The sequence below is a fragment of the Flavobacterium sp. PLA-DH12 genome (genome assembly GCF_059511845.1).
This window is the reverse complement of the sequence record NZ_JCAMPD010000005.1, coordinates 288,961-307,838: the sequence shown is the minus strand read 5'-3', so window position 1 is coordinate 307,838 and position 18,878 is coordinate 288,961. Positions and strand designations below refer to the sequence as shown.

Below are 18,878 nucleotides of genomic sequence, written 5' to 3'. Positions count from 1 at the left end.
TTATTGTTAATCCATCATTATTAGTTTTAGTAGAATGAAAATTTTTAAGAATTTATTATTTATAAATATTGCGAAAGGTTTTGTTTGGCAAGGTTTAGGAATTGTGGCTACATTGATTTCTTTGCCTATTAGTATAAAATTTTTAGGTAAGCATGATTATGGACTATGGATAACTATTTATGGAACTGTATTATGGATGAGTAGCTTCGATTTTGGTATCGGAAATGGATTCAGAAATGAATTAACTATTTCTTTTACAAGAGAAGATAACCTCAAATCAACTAAAATAGTGACAAATGCATTCATTGCAATCTCTATCTTATCATTAGGGCTTGTATTAATAGGCTTAATATTAAATTTTATACTTTACAATCGGTTAATATTTAATTTTGACTATATAGAAAATTCTTTTAGTTTGATAAATATTTTACTTATCCTTTTTGGTTTTGAAATGATTTTAAGATTGACAAGTACTATATATACAGCAGATCAACGTTCATCTATTGCTCCTTTGATTACTGGAATAAATAATATTTTAATTCTTATAGCTGTTTACGTTTTTTATTGTATTAAAGATGTTTTTTCTCATGATAAGTTATTTTATTATGGAATAACTATTGGAAGTATTCCAGTAATATCTAATGGAACACTTACGTTAATTGGGTTTGCAGGGAAATATAAATACCTTTTGCCAAAATTTGATTATTTTGACAAGGAATGGATTAGGGCAATTCTGAAAACAGGAATCAAATTTTTTGGGATACAAATATCAATGATATTTTTATTGCAATTATCTAATATTTTAGTTTCAACTTGGAGTAATCCGGAATTTGTTACTGTAATTAATATTGCAGACAAATATTTTGGGATTATTTCAATCATTGGCACAATTATTCTTTTTCCTTTTTGGTCAGCTTTTACTGCTGCCAACGAAAGAGGAGATACTATTTGGATAAAAAAAACAATTAGAAAATTGGAGTTAATATTTGGAGGGTTAACTTTTGTGAGTTTAATACTGTTACTGTTGTTTCCACTTGCTGTAAAGTTTTGGTTTAAAGAAAGTATTGAAGTACCACAGATTTATGCATTAATAATAATGTTAAAAAATCTTTTTATAATTTTGAATAGTATTTACTCATATTACTTAAATGGTATAGGACGAATTAAGTTACAATTAATTATGTATGTTGTTTTAGCTATTCTTAATGTGCCAATCAGTTGGATTTTATTTATAAATTTTGGAACTGTTGGTATAATTCTTTTTATGCCACTAGCTATGTTGATTATGGCTCTTTCTCAAAAAAAATACATATTAAATATTTTAGGCAAAGAAAATGTTTAAAAAATGGAATGTTAGTTTTTCAATTTGCTTATTTGCTTTTTTCTTTTTTGTAGATCCAACGGTCTTTTTTAGAGTTATAGTCGGCAATGATGTTGTATCAATTATGTTTGTTTTAATCTTTTTGATATTAATTTCTATAAAATGCTATAGCATTGCAAAAAAAAAATTGCTATCAAATCGTTACTTGAAAGAGTGCTATTTAGTATTGGCATATATAATTATTAGTACCTTAGTTCATGTTTTGCTAGGGCAGGACTTCAATTATCTTATTCAACATGAAATAGTATTGATTCAATGTCTATTTCTTTTCATATTACTTATTGAACCAAAATATCAAAAAAGTTTGTTAGATGCTTATTTTTTTGCCAGTTTTATTCATTTATTAACGTTGCTTCCAATCTTTAGTTTCTTGACAGATAGTCTATCTGAGAATACATCATACGGTGACGGCGAATATTCAATAGGAATTTTTAGCAGAAGAGCTACGGGTTTTTTTAATTCTCCAGGTCAATTATCACTATTTGCTATAGGAGCATTTTCATTAGCATTGTTTTATATAAAGAGTAAAAAAAATTTAAGAGGAACATTACTTTTGATTTGTTCAATTGTTTTGGGGATAGCGGCTTTAAGTAGAAGCTTTTTTGTGACAAGTATATTCGTTCTTTTAATATTTATATTTAAAAGTTCATTTAAGATTAAACTAAAGTTTACAGTTTTCGTAGCTGTTTTAATTTTTTTTCTCTTGAGTAATGAAACTTTTTTAAGTTATTATGATTTGATTACTGAAAGATTATCAACTGTTTTTTCTTCTAGTGACAATGATAGATTAACAGGAGAGACAGGTCTTTACGAAGTATTGAAAGTAATTGAGCGAAATCCCTTTTTTGGTAATCCAATTTTAATAGATGGTAAAGCTTTATTCGCTTGGAATGGTGAAATCGCTGTTCGTCCTCATGTTGGATTATTATGTGTTTTATGTTATTATGGATTTATATTGGGATTCCCGATTTATTATTTAGTTTTGAAAGGTACCAAAATTTCATTTAAAGAATTATTCTTAGTACGTTCAAAAAAGATTAAAGGTATTGTAATAAATGAGAATCCATTTTTATATGGTTTTATAGCAGTGTCTGTAGTAACCCTTGTTGAACCTTTGTTAGAGCATCCTATATTTTTTCTTTTTCTATTTGGTATGATGCATCATTATAAACAAAGATCAGATTACAAATTTAATAGTCAAAAAATAGGTTAATTAATAAAAGTTATATTTAAGTTGGAGAAAAAAATAATTTTTGTTGGAAGTTTTGTATCTTCCTCAGATTCATTATCGCATTTTGGTTTTTCACAAGCAGCAAATTTGTATCAAGAAAAGTTTATAAATTTTACGAATCCAGAGCTCATAATATCAGTTTTGCCTATTTTTTTTAATGAAAAAAAGAAATTTACTTATCAGAAGAATGTTCGTTTTATAAATAATCAATCTGGTCTAAAAAATAAATTTAATTACCTCTATAGATTATTGGTAGATACTTTAGAAATTTTCAATACTATTCGTAAAAGCAATGTAAAAGATGTATTTTTTTACAATCTAGACTATCAAAATTTTATAGTAGTTAGTTTAGTTAAATTTATTTTGAATAAAAATGTATTTGTTATAATTGCCGATTATGATAATTATAAAGGGAGATTAATTGATAAAATATATATCAAGATATTTAAAAAAATTAATGGAGTTATTGCTTTGAACTCTAATATTAAATCTAACATCAATTCGAAATTGCTTCTTGGACTCCTCTATAGAAGCGAAATAGAAGTAAATAATTCAAAACTTTTGAATAGAAATGTTATATTGTCAGGCTCGTTAGGAAAAACTACTGGCTTAGAATTTGCTTTGGAATTTTTTAGTAAAAATCAGCAGTATAATTTGTTTATTACAGGAAGACCATTTCGATACGACGAAAAAGATTTTAATTCATTGATTCAGAGGTATCAAAGTAATTTTAATAACATTAAATATTTAGGTTTATTGGACTATAAAGAGTATGTTCAGTTATTAAAGGATTGTGATGTAGCCTTAAGTTTTAGAAATCCTTCTGATGATGAGCATAATTATAATTTTCCTTCGAAAATTTTAGAATATTTATCAAAGTCTAAAATTGTTATCTCGACGAAGAAATATCCAGATCTAGAAGATGGACTTTTATTTTATACCGATTACACTATTGATTCATTGTCTCAAATATTTGAACGTATATATTCTTTAGATGGCGACGAAGTTTTAAATGTTAGAAATAATATTTATCAGTATTTAAGAGCTAATTTTACGGAAGAGCATACTGTAGAAATTGTAAATGAATTAATAAAATGATTAGAGGAATTTTAAAGGTTTTTGCGAGATTTCTATTAAGATTTTTACCGCTAATTAAAATGCCAAAATTAAATGTTTATTTATTTAGAACTCTTGGCTATCAAATAGATAAAAGTGCGAGAATATATTCCTCAGTTCAAATTTTAGGAAATATTGAAGTAAAAATTGGAGCAAAAACATTTATTGGTCATGAATCAATAATAACTGGAGGGCTTGCAAAAATTGAAATTGGATCAGATTGTGATATTTCAGATCGAGTCTCTATATTTTGTGGGACTCATGAAATTGATTGTCAAGGAATTCGAGTTGCAGGGAAAGGTATTGGAAAAAATATTAAGATTGGTAATGGTGTTTGGATAGGTTATGGAGCGTTGATACTTCCTGGCGTTACAATTGGTAATAAAGCTATAATTGCAGCTGGATCAGTAGTTCATAAAGATGTAGAAGAAAATACTATTGTAGGAGGTAATCCTGTTAAAATAATTCGAAAAATCCATGATAGATAAAATTAAAATTCTGTACTTGTATTCAGAATTAGTTGGTTATCAAATACCAATTTTAAAAGAATATGTTTCTCAATATAATGCAGAGGTTCATGTAATGAGCTGGGATAAAAAGAAAATTAAACCTTATGTGCCAGAACTAGTTGAGGGTGTCACTTATTATAAGAGGTCAGAGTACAATAATGAACAAATTTTGTCTTTAACGCTAGATATTAATCCAGATATTATCTATATATCAGGATGGATGGATAAAGGTTATTTGTATGTTACAAAAAGAATGAAAAAGCAAAATGTTCCTATTGTTACCGCATTTGACGATATTTGGAAAGGAACTTTAAGACAAAAAGTTGGCGCATTTATTTTTCCATTTTATTTTAAAAAGTTTTTTACACATGCTTGGGTTGCTGGAGCATACCAATTTGAATTCGCAAAAAAAATGGGGTTTAAAAATAGGGAAATTGTATTTGATATGCTTTCGGCTGATACTTCTCAATTTAAATATGATGCTAACTCATTGAGAAAAGAAAATACGCAGAAATCTTTTTTATATGTAGGTAATTTTAGAAAAGTTAAAGGTGTAGATATTTTAATAAATGCATTTGAAATTTATAAAAGTAAGTACAATGGAACTTGGAATTTAATTTGTGTTGGAAATGGAGAATTAGAGCCATCTTTAAAGGAATGTTCAAGAGTAAAATTGTTTCCATTTTCAACCAGTAAAGAAATTATTGAAATTTCTAAAAACGCTAATGTTTTCATTTTACCCAGTAGAAATGATCAATGGGGAGTTGTTGTGCACGAATTTGCTTGTCTTGGGATGCCATTATTACTAGCTGAAAATGTTGGAGCAAAAGCATCTTTCTTTATTAATGGTTTTAATGGTTATGGGTTTAATAATGATTCTGCTGAAGAATTAGCTAAACAAATGTACCGTTTTGAAAAATTGGATAATAACGAACTATTAAGTATGGGGGAAAATAGCTACGCTTTATCCAAAAAAATTAATGTTGCTACATCTGCAGCAAATTTCATTTCAATCTTAAAACAATACAATGGCTAAAATATTAATTAATGCTTTGAATTTAAGTATTGGAGGAGGAAAAAACATACTTGATAATTATATAAGAGAATTGAGTAATGCAGATTTAACAGATACTTATTATGTACTTACACCAAATTTTAAAATGTATAGTTCATATAGTAAAGATAAATTGAATGTTATTGATATTGAATCAATTTTTAAAGCTAATGTTTTTTTTATTGGGCTATACTTTTTCAAATTTCCAATACTCTTAAAGAAATATAAAATTGACTTAGTTTTTAATTTTGGCGATATAGTTATTCCAACATCTATCCCTCAAATATATTTTTTTGATTGGCCTTATGCAGTTTATTCTGAGGAATATGTTTGGAGAAAAATGAGTTTAAAAGACTATGTTATTAGAAAGACTAAAATTTTTCTAATAAATAAATATGCCGATAAAGCTGTTTTAACAATAGCTCAAACGAAAAATATTGCTACTCGTTTAATAAAAAAATTCAAAAATCAAAATGTTACTATAATTCCAACACCTGTTGGGATTGATTTATCTTGTAATAAAGAATTTTACGGTTTAGATTTAGATAAAAATAAAAAATACTTTTTTTATCCGGCTAGTTATTCAACACATAAAAACTTTGATGTTGTGTTGGATTTGCTAAAGTTGATCAAGAAAGAAAAGATGCCTTTTGTGTTAATTTTAACTTTAGATTTTGATGTGGCATCAGAATTTTTAGAAAAAATTAAATCAGCCAATTTGAATAATGTAATTAATTTGGGAAAAGTGGACTTAAAATTAATGCCATCATTGTATAAACAAGTGGATGCCTTATTTTTTCCATCACTTTTAGAAACTTATGGATTACCATACATTGAAGCAATGGCTTTTGAAAAGCCGATTCTTGCCTCAAATTTAGATTTTGCCCATGCAATTTGTGATGATATGGCATTTTATTTTGATCCTTTTGATGCAGAGTCAATACTAAATGTTATGATGCATTATGATGACGATAAAGAAGATTTAGAAACACGTATTAGTAAAGGTAAATTAAAGGTAAATACAATTCCTAATTGGGAAGAAGTATTTACTAGGTTTAACAAAGAAATAGAGATTGTATTAAATAAAAAATAGTTATGCAACAGCAATATCAAATATGTACGAATTGTGTTATGGACACGTCAGATTCAAAAATAGTTTTTGATGATAAAGGAATGTGTGATCATTGTAATGATTTTTATACGAATGTACAGCCAAATTGGCATACCGATGAAAAAGGAAGAGCTGAGATGCTGGAAGTAGTGGCTAAAATTAAAAAAGAGGGAGAAGGGAAAGATTTTGATTGCATTTTAGGAATGAGTGGTGGTGTAGATAGTTCTTACCTTTTACATTTAGCTGTAAAGGAACTTGGATTAAGGCCATTAGTTTTTCATGTTGATGGAGGATGGAATTCTGAGTTGGCAGTTAACAATATTCAAGTAATGATTGATAAATTGGGACTTGATTTATATACAGAAGTAATTAATTGGGAAGAAATGAAAGATTTTCAACTAGCTTTCTTCAAATCAGGAGTTCCACATTTAGACATTCCTCAAGATCATGCATTTGTGGCTACGTTGTATAATTTTGCTAATAAATATAATATTAAGTATATTCTAAACGGTGGAAATATCTCTACGGAATGTGTAAGAAATCCTATGGAGTATCTCTACTACGGAACAGACATGGCGCAAATTAGAGATATAAGAAAAAAGTTTGGAAAAAATAAAATGCTTACTTATCCATTTAGTCCCGTGCTGAAACATAAATTTTATTTGAGATATATTAAAGGTGTTCAGGTTGTGAAGCCATTAAATTATATGCCTTATGTTAAAGAAGAGGCTTTGAAATTATTGGCTGATGAATATGGATGGACACCATATCCTCAAAAACATTTCGAATCTAGATTTACTAAATTTTATGAAGGATATTGGTTGCCTGAAAGATTTGGTTTTGATACTCGTCGAGTGCAATATTCAAGTTTGATTTTAACAGGTCAAATGACTAGAGAAAAAGCATTAGAAAACTTACAGAAGACAGCTTATAATCCTGAATTAATAGAAGAAGAGTTTAAATATATTGCTACAAAACTAGGTATTTCTGTAGAAGAGTTGCAAAGCTATTTTACCTCAGAGAAAAAATTCTTTTGGGACTATAAAAATCAGTTGTCTATGTTTAAAACTGGAGCTAAAGTTTTAAAATTTTTAGGAATAGAAAGATCAATTAAGAGATGATAACAATAATTGATTACGGATCAGGAAATATAAAGGCAATTGCTAACATTTATGAAAAATTAAATGTTAAATATTTAATAGCAACTAAGCCTGAAGAAGTAATTGGGGCAAAAAAAATTTTCCTTCCAGGAGTTGGCGCTTTTGATGAGACCATTGCAAAATTAGATAGCACTGGCTTTAGAGAGGTTTTAGATTTAGAGGTATTGCAAAACAAAGTACCTATAATAGGAATTTGTGTTGGAATGCAAATCCTTGCTGAATCTAGTGAAGAAGGAACATTAAAAGGCCTTGGTTATATAAAAGGGAAAGTCAAAAAAATTGATAAAAGTTATTTGGAACATAAACCTAAATTACCTCATTTAGGTTGGAATACTGTTACTTTTAATAAAGAGAATTTTTTACTAAAAGATATTGATCCAGATTTTGGCTTTTACTTTTTGCATTCTTTTTATTTTGAATGTGAGGACAATAACGATATTTTAACAACAACAATTTACGGAAAAGCATTTGCTTCATCTGTTGTTCATGAAAACGTATGCGGCATCCAATTTCATCCTGAAAAAAGCCATCAAAACGGAATTACTTTACTTCATAATTTTGCTAAATTATAATGTTACGATCAAGAATTACACCCTGTCTTCTAGTACATAATAAAGGATTAGTTAAGACGACAAATTTTAAGGATCCAAAGTATGTTGGAGACCCATTAAACGCGGTCAAAATTTTTAACGAAAAAGAAGTTGATGAACTTATTGTTCTAGACATTGATGCTACAGTTGAAGGTAGAGGTCCAGATTTTGAATTAATTCAAAATTTGGCAATTGAATGTAGAATGCCGTTTTGTTATGGAGGTGGGGTAACCACTGTTGAACAAGCAAAAAAAATAATCAGTTTGGGAGCTGAGAAAGTAGCTTTAAGCACGGCAGCTATTTATGATACAGAAGTTCTAAGGAAAATAGCCAATGCTGTAGGCTCGCAAAGTGTTGTTGTTGTAATTGACATAAAAAAGAAAAAACTTTTTGGAGGTTATGAAATAGTCACTCATAATGCTACGAAAAATTCAAGTGTTAAACTCACTGATTTTTTAGAGACATTAAATGAAATTGGTATTGGAGAACTAGTGGTTAATTCTGTTGACAACGATGGAAAAATGCAAGGCCTGGATTTTAAATTATTTGATTTTGTTCGAGATAAAACTGAAATGCCAATGACTATCTTGGGTGGAGTTGGAACATTAGAGCATATTAAAGAAGCAATATCAAGATATAAAACTATTGGTGTTTCGGCAGGAAGCTTTTTTGTCTTTAAAGGAAAATATAGAGCTGTATTAATTAGTTATCCAAAATTTGAAGAACGAAAGCTTCTTTATCAATTATAAAAAAAAAATTAAATGAAACAAATTATACAATCTTTTAAGAGTGGTGAAACTATACTTGAAGAGGTTCCAGCTCCTTTAGTTGCAAAAGGACATATATTAATTCGATCAACACGTTCTTTAGTGTCTTTAGGAACTGAACGTATGCTTGTAGAATTTGGTAAATCAAATTTAATATCTAAGGCTCGGCAACAACCAGATAAAGTAAAACAAGTTTTAGATAAAATTAAAACAGAAGGCCTTTTGCCAACACTTGAGGCTGTATTTAATAAATTAGGAGAACCTTTACCACTAGGATATTGTAACGTAGGTGTTGTCATTGGTGTCGGTGAGGGAGTTAGTGAATTTAAAGTTGGTGATAGAGTTGCTTCCAATGGACAACATGCTGAATATGTTTGCGTTCCTAAAAATTTAGCGGCTAACATACCTGACAATATTAGTGATGAGCAAGCAACTTTTACAGTCATAGGTTCAATTGGATTACAAGGCATTAGATTATTAAATCCAACTTTAGGGGAAACAATTGTTGTTGTTGGCTTAGGATTGATAGGACTGCTAACTGCCCAATTGTTAATAGCAAATGGATGTAAAGTAGTTGGTGTTGATATTGATGAAAGTAAATTAAGTTTAGCGAAAGAATGGGGAATAATTCCATTTAATCCAAAGAATGGAGATGTTGTAAAATTTGTTCAAGAATGTACTGGAGATACTGGAGCAGATGGCGTAATTATTACAGCATCCGCTAAAAATAATGAGATAATTTCTCAAGCAGCAAGAATGTCCAGAAAAAGAGGGCGTATTATTTTGGTTGGCGTTATAGGATTAGATCTTAGTAGAGCTGAATTTTATGAAAAAGAACTTAGTTTTCAGGTTTCATGCTCTTATGGACCAGGTAGATATGATGAGAATTATGAAAATAGAGGAGTAGATTATCCTTTGCCATTTGTAAGATGGACGGAAAAAAGAAATTTTGAAGCAATCTTACAGTCAATTTCTTCAGGAAAATTACAAGTAGATAAAATGATTTCTCAAGTAGTTGCGCTAACAGATTATATGCAAATATACAAAGAGATTGGAGCCAGTAAATCAATAGCCTCTATCTTGAAATATGATGATAATATAAATAATCCTAGAAACACTATTGAGCTAAAATCAGCAAATTATGAAGGTCAGAAAGGAGTAATTGGCGTAATAGGTTCTGGTAATTTTACAAAAATGACAATGCTTCCAGCTTTAAAAGGAAGTGGAGCTATTTATAAATATATTGCAAGCAAAGGAGGGGTAAGTGGAACTGCAATGGCTCAGAAATATCTTTTTTCTCATTCAACTACAAATACAGACGATATCCTTAGGGATAATGAAGTTGATTTAGTATTAATTACAACTAGACATAACCTTCATGCTCCAATGGTTGTTAAATGTTTAGAGGCAAATAAACATGTCTTTGTAGAAAAACCTTTAGCTTTAAATAATGAAGAACTAGTTCAAGTTATTAGCGCACAAAAGAAATCTGGAAAAACTATAATGGTTGGTTTCAATAGACGATTTTCTCCTCATGCCATCAAGATGAAATCTCTTTTAGGAAATTCTCAAATGAATGTGATTGCCACAATGAATGCAGGTGCAATACCAAAAAATGTATGGGTGCACGATATGCAAGTTGGAGGCGGAAGGATTATTGGAGAAGCTTGCCACTTTATAGATTTAATTACCTATTTAACAGGAAGTAAAGTGAAATCTATTTGTATGAATGCAATGGGAGTGAATCCAGAAGAGAACACTGATAACGCAAGCATTTTATTGAAGTATGAAAATGGTTCGACTGGAGTCATAAATTATTTTTCAAATGGTTCAAAAGCGTATTCAAAAGAAAGAATTGAAGTATACTCTCAAGAGAGAACATTAATAATGGATAACTTTATAAAAACAGAAGGATTTGGTTTTAAAGGTTTTTCAAAATTGAAAACGAGATTAGACAAAGGTCATAAAAACCAATTTCATAAGTTAATTGAGCAAACAAAAAATGGAGGTGAATCATTAATACCTTTGGAAGAATTAATAAATACTTCCAAAGCAAGTTTTGCTGCTATTGAAAGTCTAAAAACAAATAGTTGGATCTCTATTTAAAAAAAATGAATATAAAATTAGGAATTCAACTTTTTCGTAATATGGGATTACGGTATACCTCATACCGTATTTTCCATGAATTAGAAAAAAGAAGTGGAATTTTAAAAAAAAGACATCCATTTTCTTTTAAAAATCAAATTTTTTTTTCGTTGGAAAATTGGCGCTTAAATACGCCAGATTTTGTAATAGAAGAAAGAGAAAAGTTAACATTTTTTAAAAGACCTTCAACTTCACTTAAAGAAAAAGTTAATCTTATAAAATCTGGTTCATTATTGTTTTTTAATAGAGAATGGATTGAAATAGGAAAAGACTACGATTGGCTGACAAATCCTATAACAAATTATAAATACGATAGTTCCCTGCATTGGTCTAAAATTGAAGATTTTAGTAAAAAAAATGGAGACATAAAGTATGTGTGGGAAAAATCTCGGTTTTCTTACCTATTGACGATTATTTGTAATGATTACCATAATGATGAAGATAATTCATCTTTTGTGTTTGATGAGATTGAAGATTGGATAAAAGAAAATCCTATAAATAAAGGACCAAACTGGAAATGTAGTCAAGAAATTTCTCTGAGAATTTTTAATTGGTGTTATGCTTTATATTTTTATAAAAATAGTGAATCATTAACGGAAAAACGCTGGGCTAAAATTCAGGAAGTTATCTATGCATCATTACATCACGTATTTAATCATATAGATTTTTCTAGAATAGCAGTCCGTAATAATCATGCTATAACTGAAACATTATTTTTAGCACTTAGTGAATTATTATTTCCTTTTATTTCGGAAACAAAAAAATGGGCGAAAAAAGGTAGGAATTGGTTTGAGCAGGAAATTGAATATCAAATTTATCCTGATGGTACTTTTTTACAATTTTCAATGAATTACCACAGAGTTGTAATTCAATTGTTTTCGTTAGGTCTCTCAATGACCGAAAAGCATAAAAAAAAATTTAGCCCTATTGTCTATAACAGAGCCGAATTGTCTTTAAATTTTTTGTTTCAATGTTTGCAAAGTCAAAATGGATATTTACCTAATTATGGTAATAATGATGGAGCACTTTTTTTCCCATTAACAGAAGCCGATTATCGCGATTATCGTCCACAATTAAATACTTTGCATCATATTCTAAAAGGGACGCCTCTTTTTGAGGATATTGAAGCTTGTCAAGATTTAAATTGGTTATCTAATATTTCAAAAGTACATTCAAGTCCTAAGTTAGAACAAAAAGATGGGATTATTAGCTTCCCTGACGGAGGATATTATTTAATTAGAGACGGTGAGACATTTACTTTTATAAGATGCGGAAAACATAAAGATCGTCCTGCACATGCGGATAACTTACATATAGACATTTGGTATAAAGGCATCAATTATTTGAGAGATTCAGGAACTTATAAATATAATACAACTAATGAAATGTTGCAATATTTTACAGGTACTCAGGCACATAATACTGTAATTGTTGATGATAAGGCTCAAATGCTAAAAGGGAATAGATTTATCTGGTTTTATTGGTCTCAAGCAATAAAAACAAAATTGATAGAAACAGAATCAGCTTATGTATTTGAAGGTAGTATAAGTGCTTTTAAATATCTGAATCCAAAAGCAGTACATTCAAGAACATTGATAAAGAGTAAAAGTAAATTAGGATGGGAAGTTAAAGATAGAGTCGATAGCTTAAAAAATAAAAATAAAAAGCAAATTTGGCACTCTGATGAGAATAACATTACTTTTCAAGCTGCAATTAATGATCTGGAAGTACAATCAAATGATGTAAAATCTTTTAATTCTTTATATTATGGAGAATGTAAAGAAGGAAAGGCGATTTCTTTTTCATTTGAAAAAGAAATAATTACAAAAATTAATATATATTAAATGAATATTTTACTATTACATCAATATTTTCTTGAAGAAGATGATCCTGGGGGGTCTAGATGGAATGAAATGACAAAAACCTGGATCGAAGAAGGACATAGTATTACTGTAATAGCTGGAATGATGCATTATAACGGTAATTCTAAACGTGATGAGTATAAAAAAAAATATTTTGTAAAAAAACAACAAGGGAATGTCACAGTATACAGAACACACGTTTCAGAAGTCTACAATTCAGGTTTTTTAGGACGCTTATGGGGATATTTTTCATTTATGTTTTCCTCTATGTGGGCTGGTTTTTTTAAGGTGAGTGGTAAATTTGATGTTGTTGTTGTTACTTCTCCGCCATTATTTGTGGGATTAAGTGGTTATTTAATTTCAAGAATTAAAAGAATTCCGATGGTATTTGAAATAAGGGATTTGTGGCCGGAGTCGGCAATCGATACTGGAGTATTGACAAACAAATGGATTATTAAAGGTGCATATTGGTTTGAAAAGTTTATATATAAAAAAGCAAAACTAATAAATGTACTTACTCCAGCTTTTTATAATACTTTGCGTGATTTTAAAAATGTTCCTGAAAGCAAGTTGATTATGATTCCGAATGCTGCCGATTTCAGCCTTTCAGAAGAATTACAAGAAATATTTGACAGAGATAGTTTTAGAAAAAAACATAATCTTGAAAATCATTTTGTCATTACATATGTAGGAGCACATGGAGTAGCAAATCATTTGGAACAGCTTCTAGAAACGGGAAAAGTTTTAGAAGATACTAATGTTCTTTTTTTATTAATTGGACAAGGGATGGAGAAGGAGAGATTGATGAAATTAGCCTCTGAGCAAAATGTAATTAATGTAAGATTTATTGATCCTGTTCCTAAAAAAGAAGTTTTTAAATATATTTTGGCTTCTGAGATGGGGGCGTCAGTTTTGAAAAAAGTTGATACATTTAAAACAGTTTATTCCAATAAAACATTTGATTATTTTTCATGTAAAAAACCTATAATTATGGCTATAGATGGAGTTTCGAGAGAACTAGTAGAACAGGCAAGTGCAGGCACATATGTTGAACCTGAGAATATTATAGAATATGAAAGAGTAATTAGACATTATTTAAGTAATCCTTCTCAATTAATTAAGGAAGGGAATAGTGGTTTTCAATATGCTAAATTGAATTTTGATAGAAAAGTCCTGGCTACAAGATATGTTAAGTTAATTGAAGAAATTATTTAAGATGTATAAAAATTTCATTAAAAGAATTCTTGATTTTTCAATTGCATTAATGGGCTTAGTTATTCTTGCCCCTGTTTTTACTGTAATCACTATATTTTTGTTTGCCGCTAATCAGGGTAAACCTTTTTTTGTTCAAGTCCGTCCAGGTAAAGGAGAAAAGGAATTTAAAATTATTAAATTCAAAACAATGAACGATAAGAAAGATTTAGAAGGAAATTTATTGGCAGATGAGTTTCGTTTAACAGCGATAGGAGCTTTTGTTAGAAAGACTTCTCTAGATGAGATTCCTCAGTTATTAAATGTTTTAAAAGGTGACATGAGTTTAATTGGACCAAGACCTCTTCTTCCTGAATATATTAGAATATATAGTGATTTTCAAAAGCAAAGGCATGATGTTAAACCTGGCATAACTGGTTGGGCTCAAATAAACGGAAGAAATGCAATTTCTTGGCAACAAAAATTTGAATACGACGTATGGTATGTGAAAAATTTATCATTTGCTTTAGATCTTAAAGTAATTTTTAAGACTTTTCAAAAAGTGTTTAAAAGTGAGGGTGTAAATGCAACAGGAGTTGCGACTACAGAAAAATTTAATGGAAAAAATTAAATACTTATATGGCGCAAGCGGGCACGGTAAAGTCGTTGTTGACATATTAAAAAGTAAAAATATAGTCATTAATGGAATTTTAGACGATAACCCTAAAATTGACTTTATATCAAATATTCCTGTCTTAAAAGCTGTCGAAGCAAAAATTTCTTTTGATAATGAAATCATTATTTCAATAGGAGATAATGGAATTAGAAAAAAAATAGCATCAAATTTAAAAACTTCTTTTTTTACAGCTTTACATGCAAATGCGGTAGTTTCTGAATATGCTAGAATCAAAAAAGGTTCGGTAGTTATGGCTGGGGTAATAATAAATTCGAGCGTAAAAATCGGAAAACATTGTATTATTAATTCAGGTGCTATTATTGAACATGATTGCGAAATAGGAGACTTTTGTCATATATCTCCAAATGTTTCTTTAGCAGGAAATATTAATGTTGGAGAAGGGACACATATCGGTATTGGTGCTTGTGTTATTCAAGGAATAAAAATTGGAAAGTGGGCTATTATTGGAGCAGGATCAGTAATAATTAATGATGTGCCAGATTTTGCAGTTATTGTAGGAAATCCAGGTAAAATTATAAAATTTAATAAAACAAATGAATAATTCAAAAATATGGTTATCATCTCCTCACATGGGAGGAAATGAACAAAAGTATGTTCAGGAAGCATTTGATACAAATTGGGTAGCACCACTTGGACCAAATGTAAATGGGTTCGAAAAAGATTTAGAAGATTATCTAAATGGTAATGTTTTTGTAGGTGCTTTAAGTTCGGGGACTGCTGCGATACATTTAGGCCTTATTTTATTAGGGATAAAACCTGGGGACGAAGTTATTTGTCAAAGTATGACATTTTCTGCGTCAGCAAATCCAATATTATATTTAGGCGCCACTCCTGTTTTTATAGATAGTGAATCAGAAACTTGGAATCTTTGCCCCGTAGCCTTAGAAAATGCTATTATTGACAGAATTTCAAATGGTAAAAAGCCAAAAGCAATTATTGCTGTACATCTTTACGGAATGCCTTACAAGAAAGATAGTATTCATGACATTGCAAAAAAATATGAAATTCCTATTTTAGAAGATAGTGCAGAAGCATTAGGAAGTAAATATAAAAATAAGAATTGTGGAACTTTTGGAGACATTGGTGTTCTTTCTTTTAATGGGAATAAAATAATTACGACTTCGGGTGGAGGAGCTATTGTAACTCATGATAAGGAAATAAGGGAAAAAGCCGTTTTTCTCTCAACTCAAGCCAGAGATAATGCTCCCCATTACCAACATAGTCAAGTTGGTTACAATTATAGAATGAGTAATATCTGCGCAGGAATAGGTAGAGGACAAATGGAAGTTTTAGATAAACATATTGGTCTAAGGAGAAAAATGCACGATTTTTATGTTAATTATTTTAATGATATTGATGGGGTGACTGTTTTAACCGAACCAAATGAAGATTATTACTCAAATCATTGGTTGTCGGCTATAATTATTGATCCTGCTAAGACTAATAAGAAAACAAGTGAGGATTTAAGACTAGCACTTGAAGAGGAAAATATTGAAAGTAGGCCACTTTGGAAGCCAATGCATTTACAACCAATATTCAAAAACTATCCTTATTATGGCGAAAGCATATCTGAAAATTTGTTTAAAAAAGGATTATGTCTACCATCAGGATCAAATCTTTTGCAAGAAGACCAGAAAAGAATAAAGAATGTATTGGATATTTTTTTTGAAATAAAATAAGAATTTTAGTTGACATGAAAATCGAACAAACATTTATAAAAGATTTAGTAATTATAGAGCCAACAGTTTATGGAGATGAACGAGGCTATTTTTTTGAATGTTATAGCAAAACTAAATTTGAAGATTTGGGAATTAATATTGATTTTGTTCAGGATAATCAATCCTTTTCTAAAAAAGGAACACTAAGAGGGCTTCATTACCAGAATCCTCCTTTTGCCCAAACAAAGTTAGTTCGTGTTTTAGATGGAGAAATTATTGATGTTGCGGTAGATTTAAGAAAAGACTCTCCTACATATGGAAAATCTTTTAGTATTTTGTTATCAGCAGAAAATAAGAAGCAATTGTTAGTCCCGCAAGGATTTGCTCATGGTTTTTCCGTCATTAGTGACACTGCTTCAGTAATGTATAAGTGTGATCAATTCTATAATAAAACCTCAGAAGGCGGAATTAAATTTAATGATCCGTCTTTAAATATTGATTGGGCAATGGATTTAAATGATGCAATTGTGTCAGAGAAAGATCAAGTTTTGCCATTTATTGAAAATTGTAATAGTTTGTTTTAAGTGAAAAAAGTGCTTGTAACAGGAGCAAAGGGGCAATTAGGTTCAGAACTAAGGGTTTTGTCTGAAAATTATAATAATTATAAATGGATTTTTGCAGATCGAACTAAAATAACTTTAGATGATCTAGATCTGCTTAAAACTCAATTAAATGATATTCAGCCGATGGTGATTTTTAATTGTGGTGCCTACACAGCAGTTGATAAAGCAGAAAATGAGAGAGAATTAGCGTTTATAGTAAATCATTTAGCTGTCGAAATAATTGCAAAATTTGCTTCAGAAAATAAAGCTAAATTAATTCACGTTTCAACTGATTATGTTTTTGATGGTACTTCTTCCGTAGCTTTAAATGAAGAAGCAAATACAAATCCTGTAAATGTTTATGGAGAGAGCAAATTGGCTGGAGAAATTGCGTGTTTAAAAGAAAATCCAGATTCTATTATTATTAGAACTTCATGGGTCTATAGTAAATTTGGGAACAATTTTGTAAAAACCATGCAGCGATTAATGCAGGAAAGAGACACTATCAATGTTGTTAATGACCAAATTGGCTCACCAACTTATGCGGCTGATTTGGCGCAAGTAATGATTGATATTCTTGAATCTTCAAAATGGATTCCAGGGGTATATAATTATTCAAACGAAGGCGAAATAAGTTGGTATGATTTTGCACTGAGTATTAAAGAGTTTGGAGGATACAATTGTAATATTGGAGGTATTCCTTCTGCTTCTTATCCAACTCCTGCAAAACGTCCAGAATTTTCATTATTAGACAAGAAAAAAATTAAAGAGCTTTATAATTTAGATATTCCTCATTACAAGGAAAGTTTAAAAAAAATGATTGCTAAATTTTGATTTTGGCTTGATTTTAAAGAAGTCTAAAATTCAAAATCTAAGATCTAAAATCAAAATATATGAAAGGAATTATACTAGCAGGAGGTTCAGGTACTCGTTTGCATCCTTTAACTCTTGCAATGAGTAAGCAAATGATGCCTGTTTATGATAAACCAATGATTTATTATCCATTATCAACGTTAATGATGTCTGGTATTAATGAAGTATTAATTATTTCTACTCCTCATGATTTGCCAAATTTTAAAAAATTATTAGGTGATGGCTCAAGTTTAGGATGTAAATTCAGTTATGCTGAACAAGTAGTTCCTAATGGCTTAGCACAAGCGTTTGTAATAGGTGAAGAATTTATAGGCAATGATAACGTAGCTTTAATTCTTGGTGATAATATATTTTTTGGTTCTAATATGCAGGAACTTTTAAAATCTAATACAAAACCAAAAGGTGGAGTTGTTTTTGCTTATCATGTGTCAGATCCTGAACGATATGGCGTAGTTGAGTTTGATCTAAATTTTAAAGCCATTTCAATTGAAGAAAAACCATTAGAGCCCAAATCCAATTATGCAGTTCCAGGGTTATATTTTTATGATAATTCGGTGATTGAAATAGCTAAAAACATTCAACCAAGTGCAAGAGGGGAATATGAAATTACTGATGTTAATAAAGTTTATCTCGAAAAAGGTAAGCTTAAAGTCGGTATACTAAGTAGAGGTACAGCTTGGTTGGATACAGGAACTTTTAATAGTTTAATGCAAGCTGGACAGTTTGTTCAGGTTTTAGAAGAAAGACAAGGCTTAAAAGTTGGATGCATTGAAGAAATTGCTTGGAGACAAGGTTTTATTGATGATGCTCAACTTGAACAAATAGCCCAACCATTACTTAAATCAGGATACGGAACATATTTGTTGGAATTTCTAAAACAAAAGAAAAAAGGTGTTAAAGTTTAATTTGTACCTTTAAGTAATTATTTAAA

The 18,878-nt window shown here is 29.6% G+C and carries 17 protein-coding genes and 1 pseudogene; all 18 read left to right on the top strand.

Going from position 1 to position 18,878, the window contains the following annotated elements; all coding sequences use genetic code 11:
- The first annotated feature begins 34 nt into the window (after positions 1 to 34).
- The 18 genes and pseudogenes from AC5ZCW_RS12270 to rfbA all read left to right on the top strand — a co-directional run bounded on the left by AC5ZCW_RS12270 (position 35) and on the right by rfbA (position 18,852).
- Positions 35 to 1,342: a lipopolysaccharide biosynthesis protein gene (locus tag AC5ZCW_RS12270; protein ID WP_343544827.1), complete on the top strand. Its 1,308-nt coding sequence runs from the start codon at positions 35 to 37 to the stop codon at positions 1,340 to 1,342.
- Positions 1,335 to 2,594 carry a hypothetical protein gene (locus tag AC5ZCW_RS12265; protein ID WP_343544828.1) on the top strand — a complete coding sequence of 420 codons (1,260 nt, stop codon included), beginning with the start codon at positions 1,335 to 1,337 and terminating at the stop codon, positions 2,592 to 2,594. The genes AC5ZCW_RS12270 and AC5ZCW_RS12265 overlap by 8 nt, the downstream gene beginning before the upstream one ends.
- 21 nt (positions 2,595 to 2,615) lie before the next feature.
- Positions 2,616 to 3,710 carry a glycosyltransferase family protein gene (locus AC5ZCW_RS12260; RefSeq protein ID WP_496120089.1) on the top strand — a complete coding sequence of 365 codons (1,095 nt, stop codon included), beginning with the start codon at positions 2,616 to 2,618 and terminating at the stop codon, positions 3,708 to 3,710.
- Positions 3,711 to 4,048: 338 nt separating this feature from the next.
- Positions 4,049 to 4,198 (top strand): annotated as a pseudogene (locus AC5ZCW_RS12255) (DapH/DapD/GlmU-related protein); the annotation flags it as partial.
- Between the two features lie 7 nt (positions 4,199 to 4,205).
- Positions 4,206 to 5,273 carry a glycosyltransferase family 4 protein gene (locus AC5ZCW_RS12250; protein ID WP_496120087.1) on the top strand — a complete coding sequence of 356 codons (1,068 nt, stop codon included), beginning with the start codon at positions 4,206 to 4,208 and terminating at the stop codon, positions 5,271 to 5,273.
- Positions 5,266 to 6,384 (top strand): glycosyltransferase, encoded by a 1,119-nt coding sequence (locus AC5ZCW_RS12245; RefSeq protein ID WP_343544832.1) that lies wholly within the window; start codon positions 5,266 to 5,268, stop codon positions 6,382 to 6,384. The genes AC5ZCW_RS12250 and AC5ZCW_RS12245 overlap by 8 nt, the downstream gene beginning before the upstream one ends.
- A gap of 2 nt (positions 6,385 to 6,386) precedes the next feature.
- Entirely contained in the window at positions 6,387 to 7,523 is a 1,137-nt protein-coding gene (locus AC5ZCW_RS12240; RefSeq protein WP_343544833.1) for an N-acetyl sugar amidotransferase, read from the top strand.
- On the top strand, positions 7,520 to 8,134 hold the full coding sequence (hisH, locus tag AC5ZCW_RS12235) for an imidazole glycerol phosphate synthase subunit HisH (RefSeq protein ID WP_496120085.1): 615 nt from the start codon (positions 7,520 to 7,522) through the stop codon (positions 8,132 to 8,134). The genes AC5ZCW_RS12240 and hisH overlap by 4 nt, the downstream gene beginning before the upstream one ends.
- Positions 8,134 to 8,901 carry an AglZ/HisF2 family acetamidino modification protein gene (locus AC5ZCW_RS12230; protein WP_343544835.1) on the top strand — a complete coding sequence of 256 codons (768 nt, stop codon included), beginning with the start codon at positions 8,134 to 8,136 and terminating at the stop codon, positions 8,899 to 8,901. Before hisH ends, AC5ZCW_RS12230 begins: the two co-directional genes overlap by 1 nt.
- Positions 8,902 to 8,913: 12 nt before the next feature.
- Positions 8,914 to 11,025, top strand: coding sequence for a bi-domain-containing oxidoreductase (locus AC5ZCW_RS12225; protein WP_343544836.1), 2,112 nt, complete (start codon positions 8,914 to 8,916; stop codon positions 11,023 to 11,025).
- A 5-nt stretch (positions 11,026 to 11,030) separates the two neighbouring features.
- Entirely contained in the window at positions 11,031 to 12,908 is a 1,878-nt protein-coding gene (locus tag AC5ZCW_RS12220) for an alginate lyase family protein (protein WP_343544837.1), read from the top strand.
- Entirely contained in the window at positions 12,909 to 14,141 is a 1,233-nt protein-coding gene (locus AC5ZCW_RS12215) for a glycosyltransferase family 4 protein (RefSeq protein ID WP_343544838.1), read from the top strand.
- Position 14,142: 1 nt separating this feature from the next.
- Positions 14,143 to 14,748, top strand: a complete 606-nt coding sequence (locus tag AC5ZCW_RS12210; RefSeq protein WP_343544839.1) for a sugar transferase — start codon at positions 14,143 to 14,145, stop codon at positions 14,746 to 14,748.
- Positions 14,735 to 15,355, top strand: a complete 621-nt coding sequence (locus tag AC5ZCW_RS12205; protein ID WP_343544840.1) for an acetyltransferase — start codon at positions 14,735 to 14,737, stop codon at positions 15,353 to 15,355. Before AC5ZCW_RS12210 ends, AC5ZCW_RS12205 begins: the two co-directional genes overlap by 14 nt.
- Positions 15,348 to 16,493 carry an aminotransferase class I/II-fold pyridoxal phosphate-dependent enzyme gene (locus AC5ZCW_RS12200; protein ID WP_343544841.1) on the top strand — a complete coding sequence of 382 codons (1,146 nt, stop codon included), beginning with the start codon at positions 15,348 to 15,350 and terminating at the stop codon, positions 16,491 to 16,493. Before AC5ZCW_RS12205 ends, AC5ZCW_RS12200 begins: the two co-directional genes overlap by 8 nt.
- A gap of 14 nt (positions 16,494 to 16,507) precedes the next feature.
- Positions 16,508 to 17,056, top strand: coding sequence for a dTDP-4-dehydrorhamnose 3,5-epimerase (rfbC, locus tag AC5ZCW_RS12195; protein ID WP_343544842.1), 549 nt, complete (start codon positions 16,508 to 16,510; stop codon positions 17,054 to 17,056).
- A complete protein-coding gene (gene rfbD, locus AC5ZCW_RS12190) occupies positions 17,057 to 17,908 on the top strand; it encodes a dTDP-4-dehydrorhamnose reductase (RefSeq protein WP_343544843.1) in 852 nt (283 codons plus the stop codon).
- A 59-nt stretch (positions 17,909 to 17,967) separates the two neighbouring features.
- Positions 17,968 to 18,852, top strand: a complete 885-nt coding sequence (gene rfbA / locus AC5ZCW_RS12185; RefSeq protein WP_343544844.1) for a glucose-1-phosphate thymidylyltransferase RfbA — start codon at positions 17,968 to 17,970, stop codon at positions 18,850 to 18,852.
- Positions 18,853 to 18,878: the final 26 nt, after the last annotated feature.

Coding starts and splice junctions, on each gene's coding strand:
- AC5ZCW_RS12225 (WP_343544836.1), top strand. CDS start 8,914: ATGAAACAAATTATACAATCTTTTAAGAGTGGTGAAACTATACTTGAA.
- rfbC (WP_343544842.1), top strand. CDS start 16,508: ATGAAAATCGAACAAACATTTATAAAAGATTTAGTAATTATAGAGCCA.
- AC5ZCW_RS12240 (WP_343544833.1), top strand. CDS start 6,387: ATGCAACAGCAATATCAAATATGTACGAATTGTGTTATGGACACGTCA.
- AC5ZCW_RS12205 (WP_343544840.1), top strand. CDS start 14,735: ATGGAAAAAATTAAATACTTATATGGCGCAAGCGGGCACGGTAAAGTC.
- AC5ZCW_RS12220 (WP_343544837.1), top strand. CDS start 11,031: ATGAATATAAAATTAGGAATTCAACTTTTTCGTAATATGGGATTACGG.
- AC5ZCW_RS12230 (WP_343544835.1), top strand. CDS start 8,134: ATGTTACGATCAAGAATTACACCCTGTCTTCTAGTACATAATAAAGGA.
- AC5ZCW_RS12265 (WP_343544828.1), top strand. CDS start 1,335: ATGTTTAAAAAATGGAATGTTAGTTTTTCAATTTGCTTATTTGCTTTT.
- rfbA (WP_343544844.1), top strand. CDS start 17,968: ATGAAAGGAATTATACTAGCAGGAGGTTCAGGTACTCGTTTGCATCCT.
- AC5ZCW_RS12210 (WP_343544839.1), top strand. CDS start 14,143: ATGTATAAAAATTTCATTAAAAGAATTCTTGATTTTTCAATTGCATTA.
- AC5ZCW_RS12270 (WP_343544827.1), top strand. CDS start 35: ATGAAAATTTTTAAGAATTTATTATTTATAAATATTGCGAAAGGTTTT.
- AC5ZCW_RS12200 (WP_343544841.1), top strand. CDS start 15,348: ATGAATAATTCAAAAATATGGTTATCATCTCCTCACATGGGAGGAAAT.
- AC5ZCW_RS12245 (WP_343544832.1), top strand. CDS start 5,266: ATGGCTAAAATATTAATTAATGCTTTGAATTTAAGTATTGGAGGAGGA.
- AC5ZCW_RS12250 (WP_496120087.1), top strand. CDS start 4,206: ATGATAGATAAAATTAAAATTCTGTACTTGTATTCAGAATTAGTTGGT.
- hisH (WP_496120085.1), top strand. CDS start 7,520: ATGATAACAATAATTGATTACGGATCAGGAAATATAAAGGCAATTGCT.
- AC5ZCW_RS12215 (WP_343544838.1), top strand. CDS start 12,909: ATGAATATTTTACTATTACATCAATATTTTCTTGAAGAAGATGATCCT.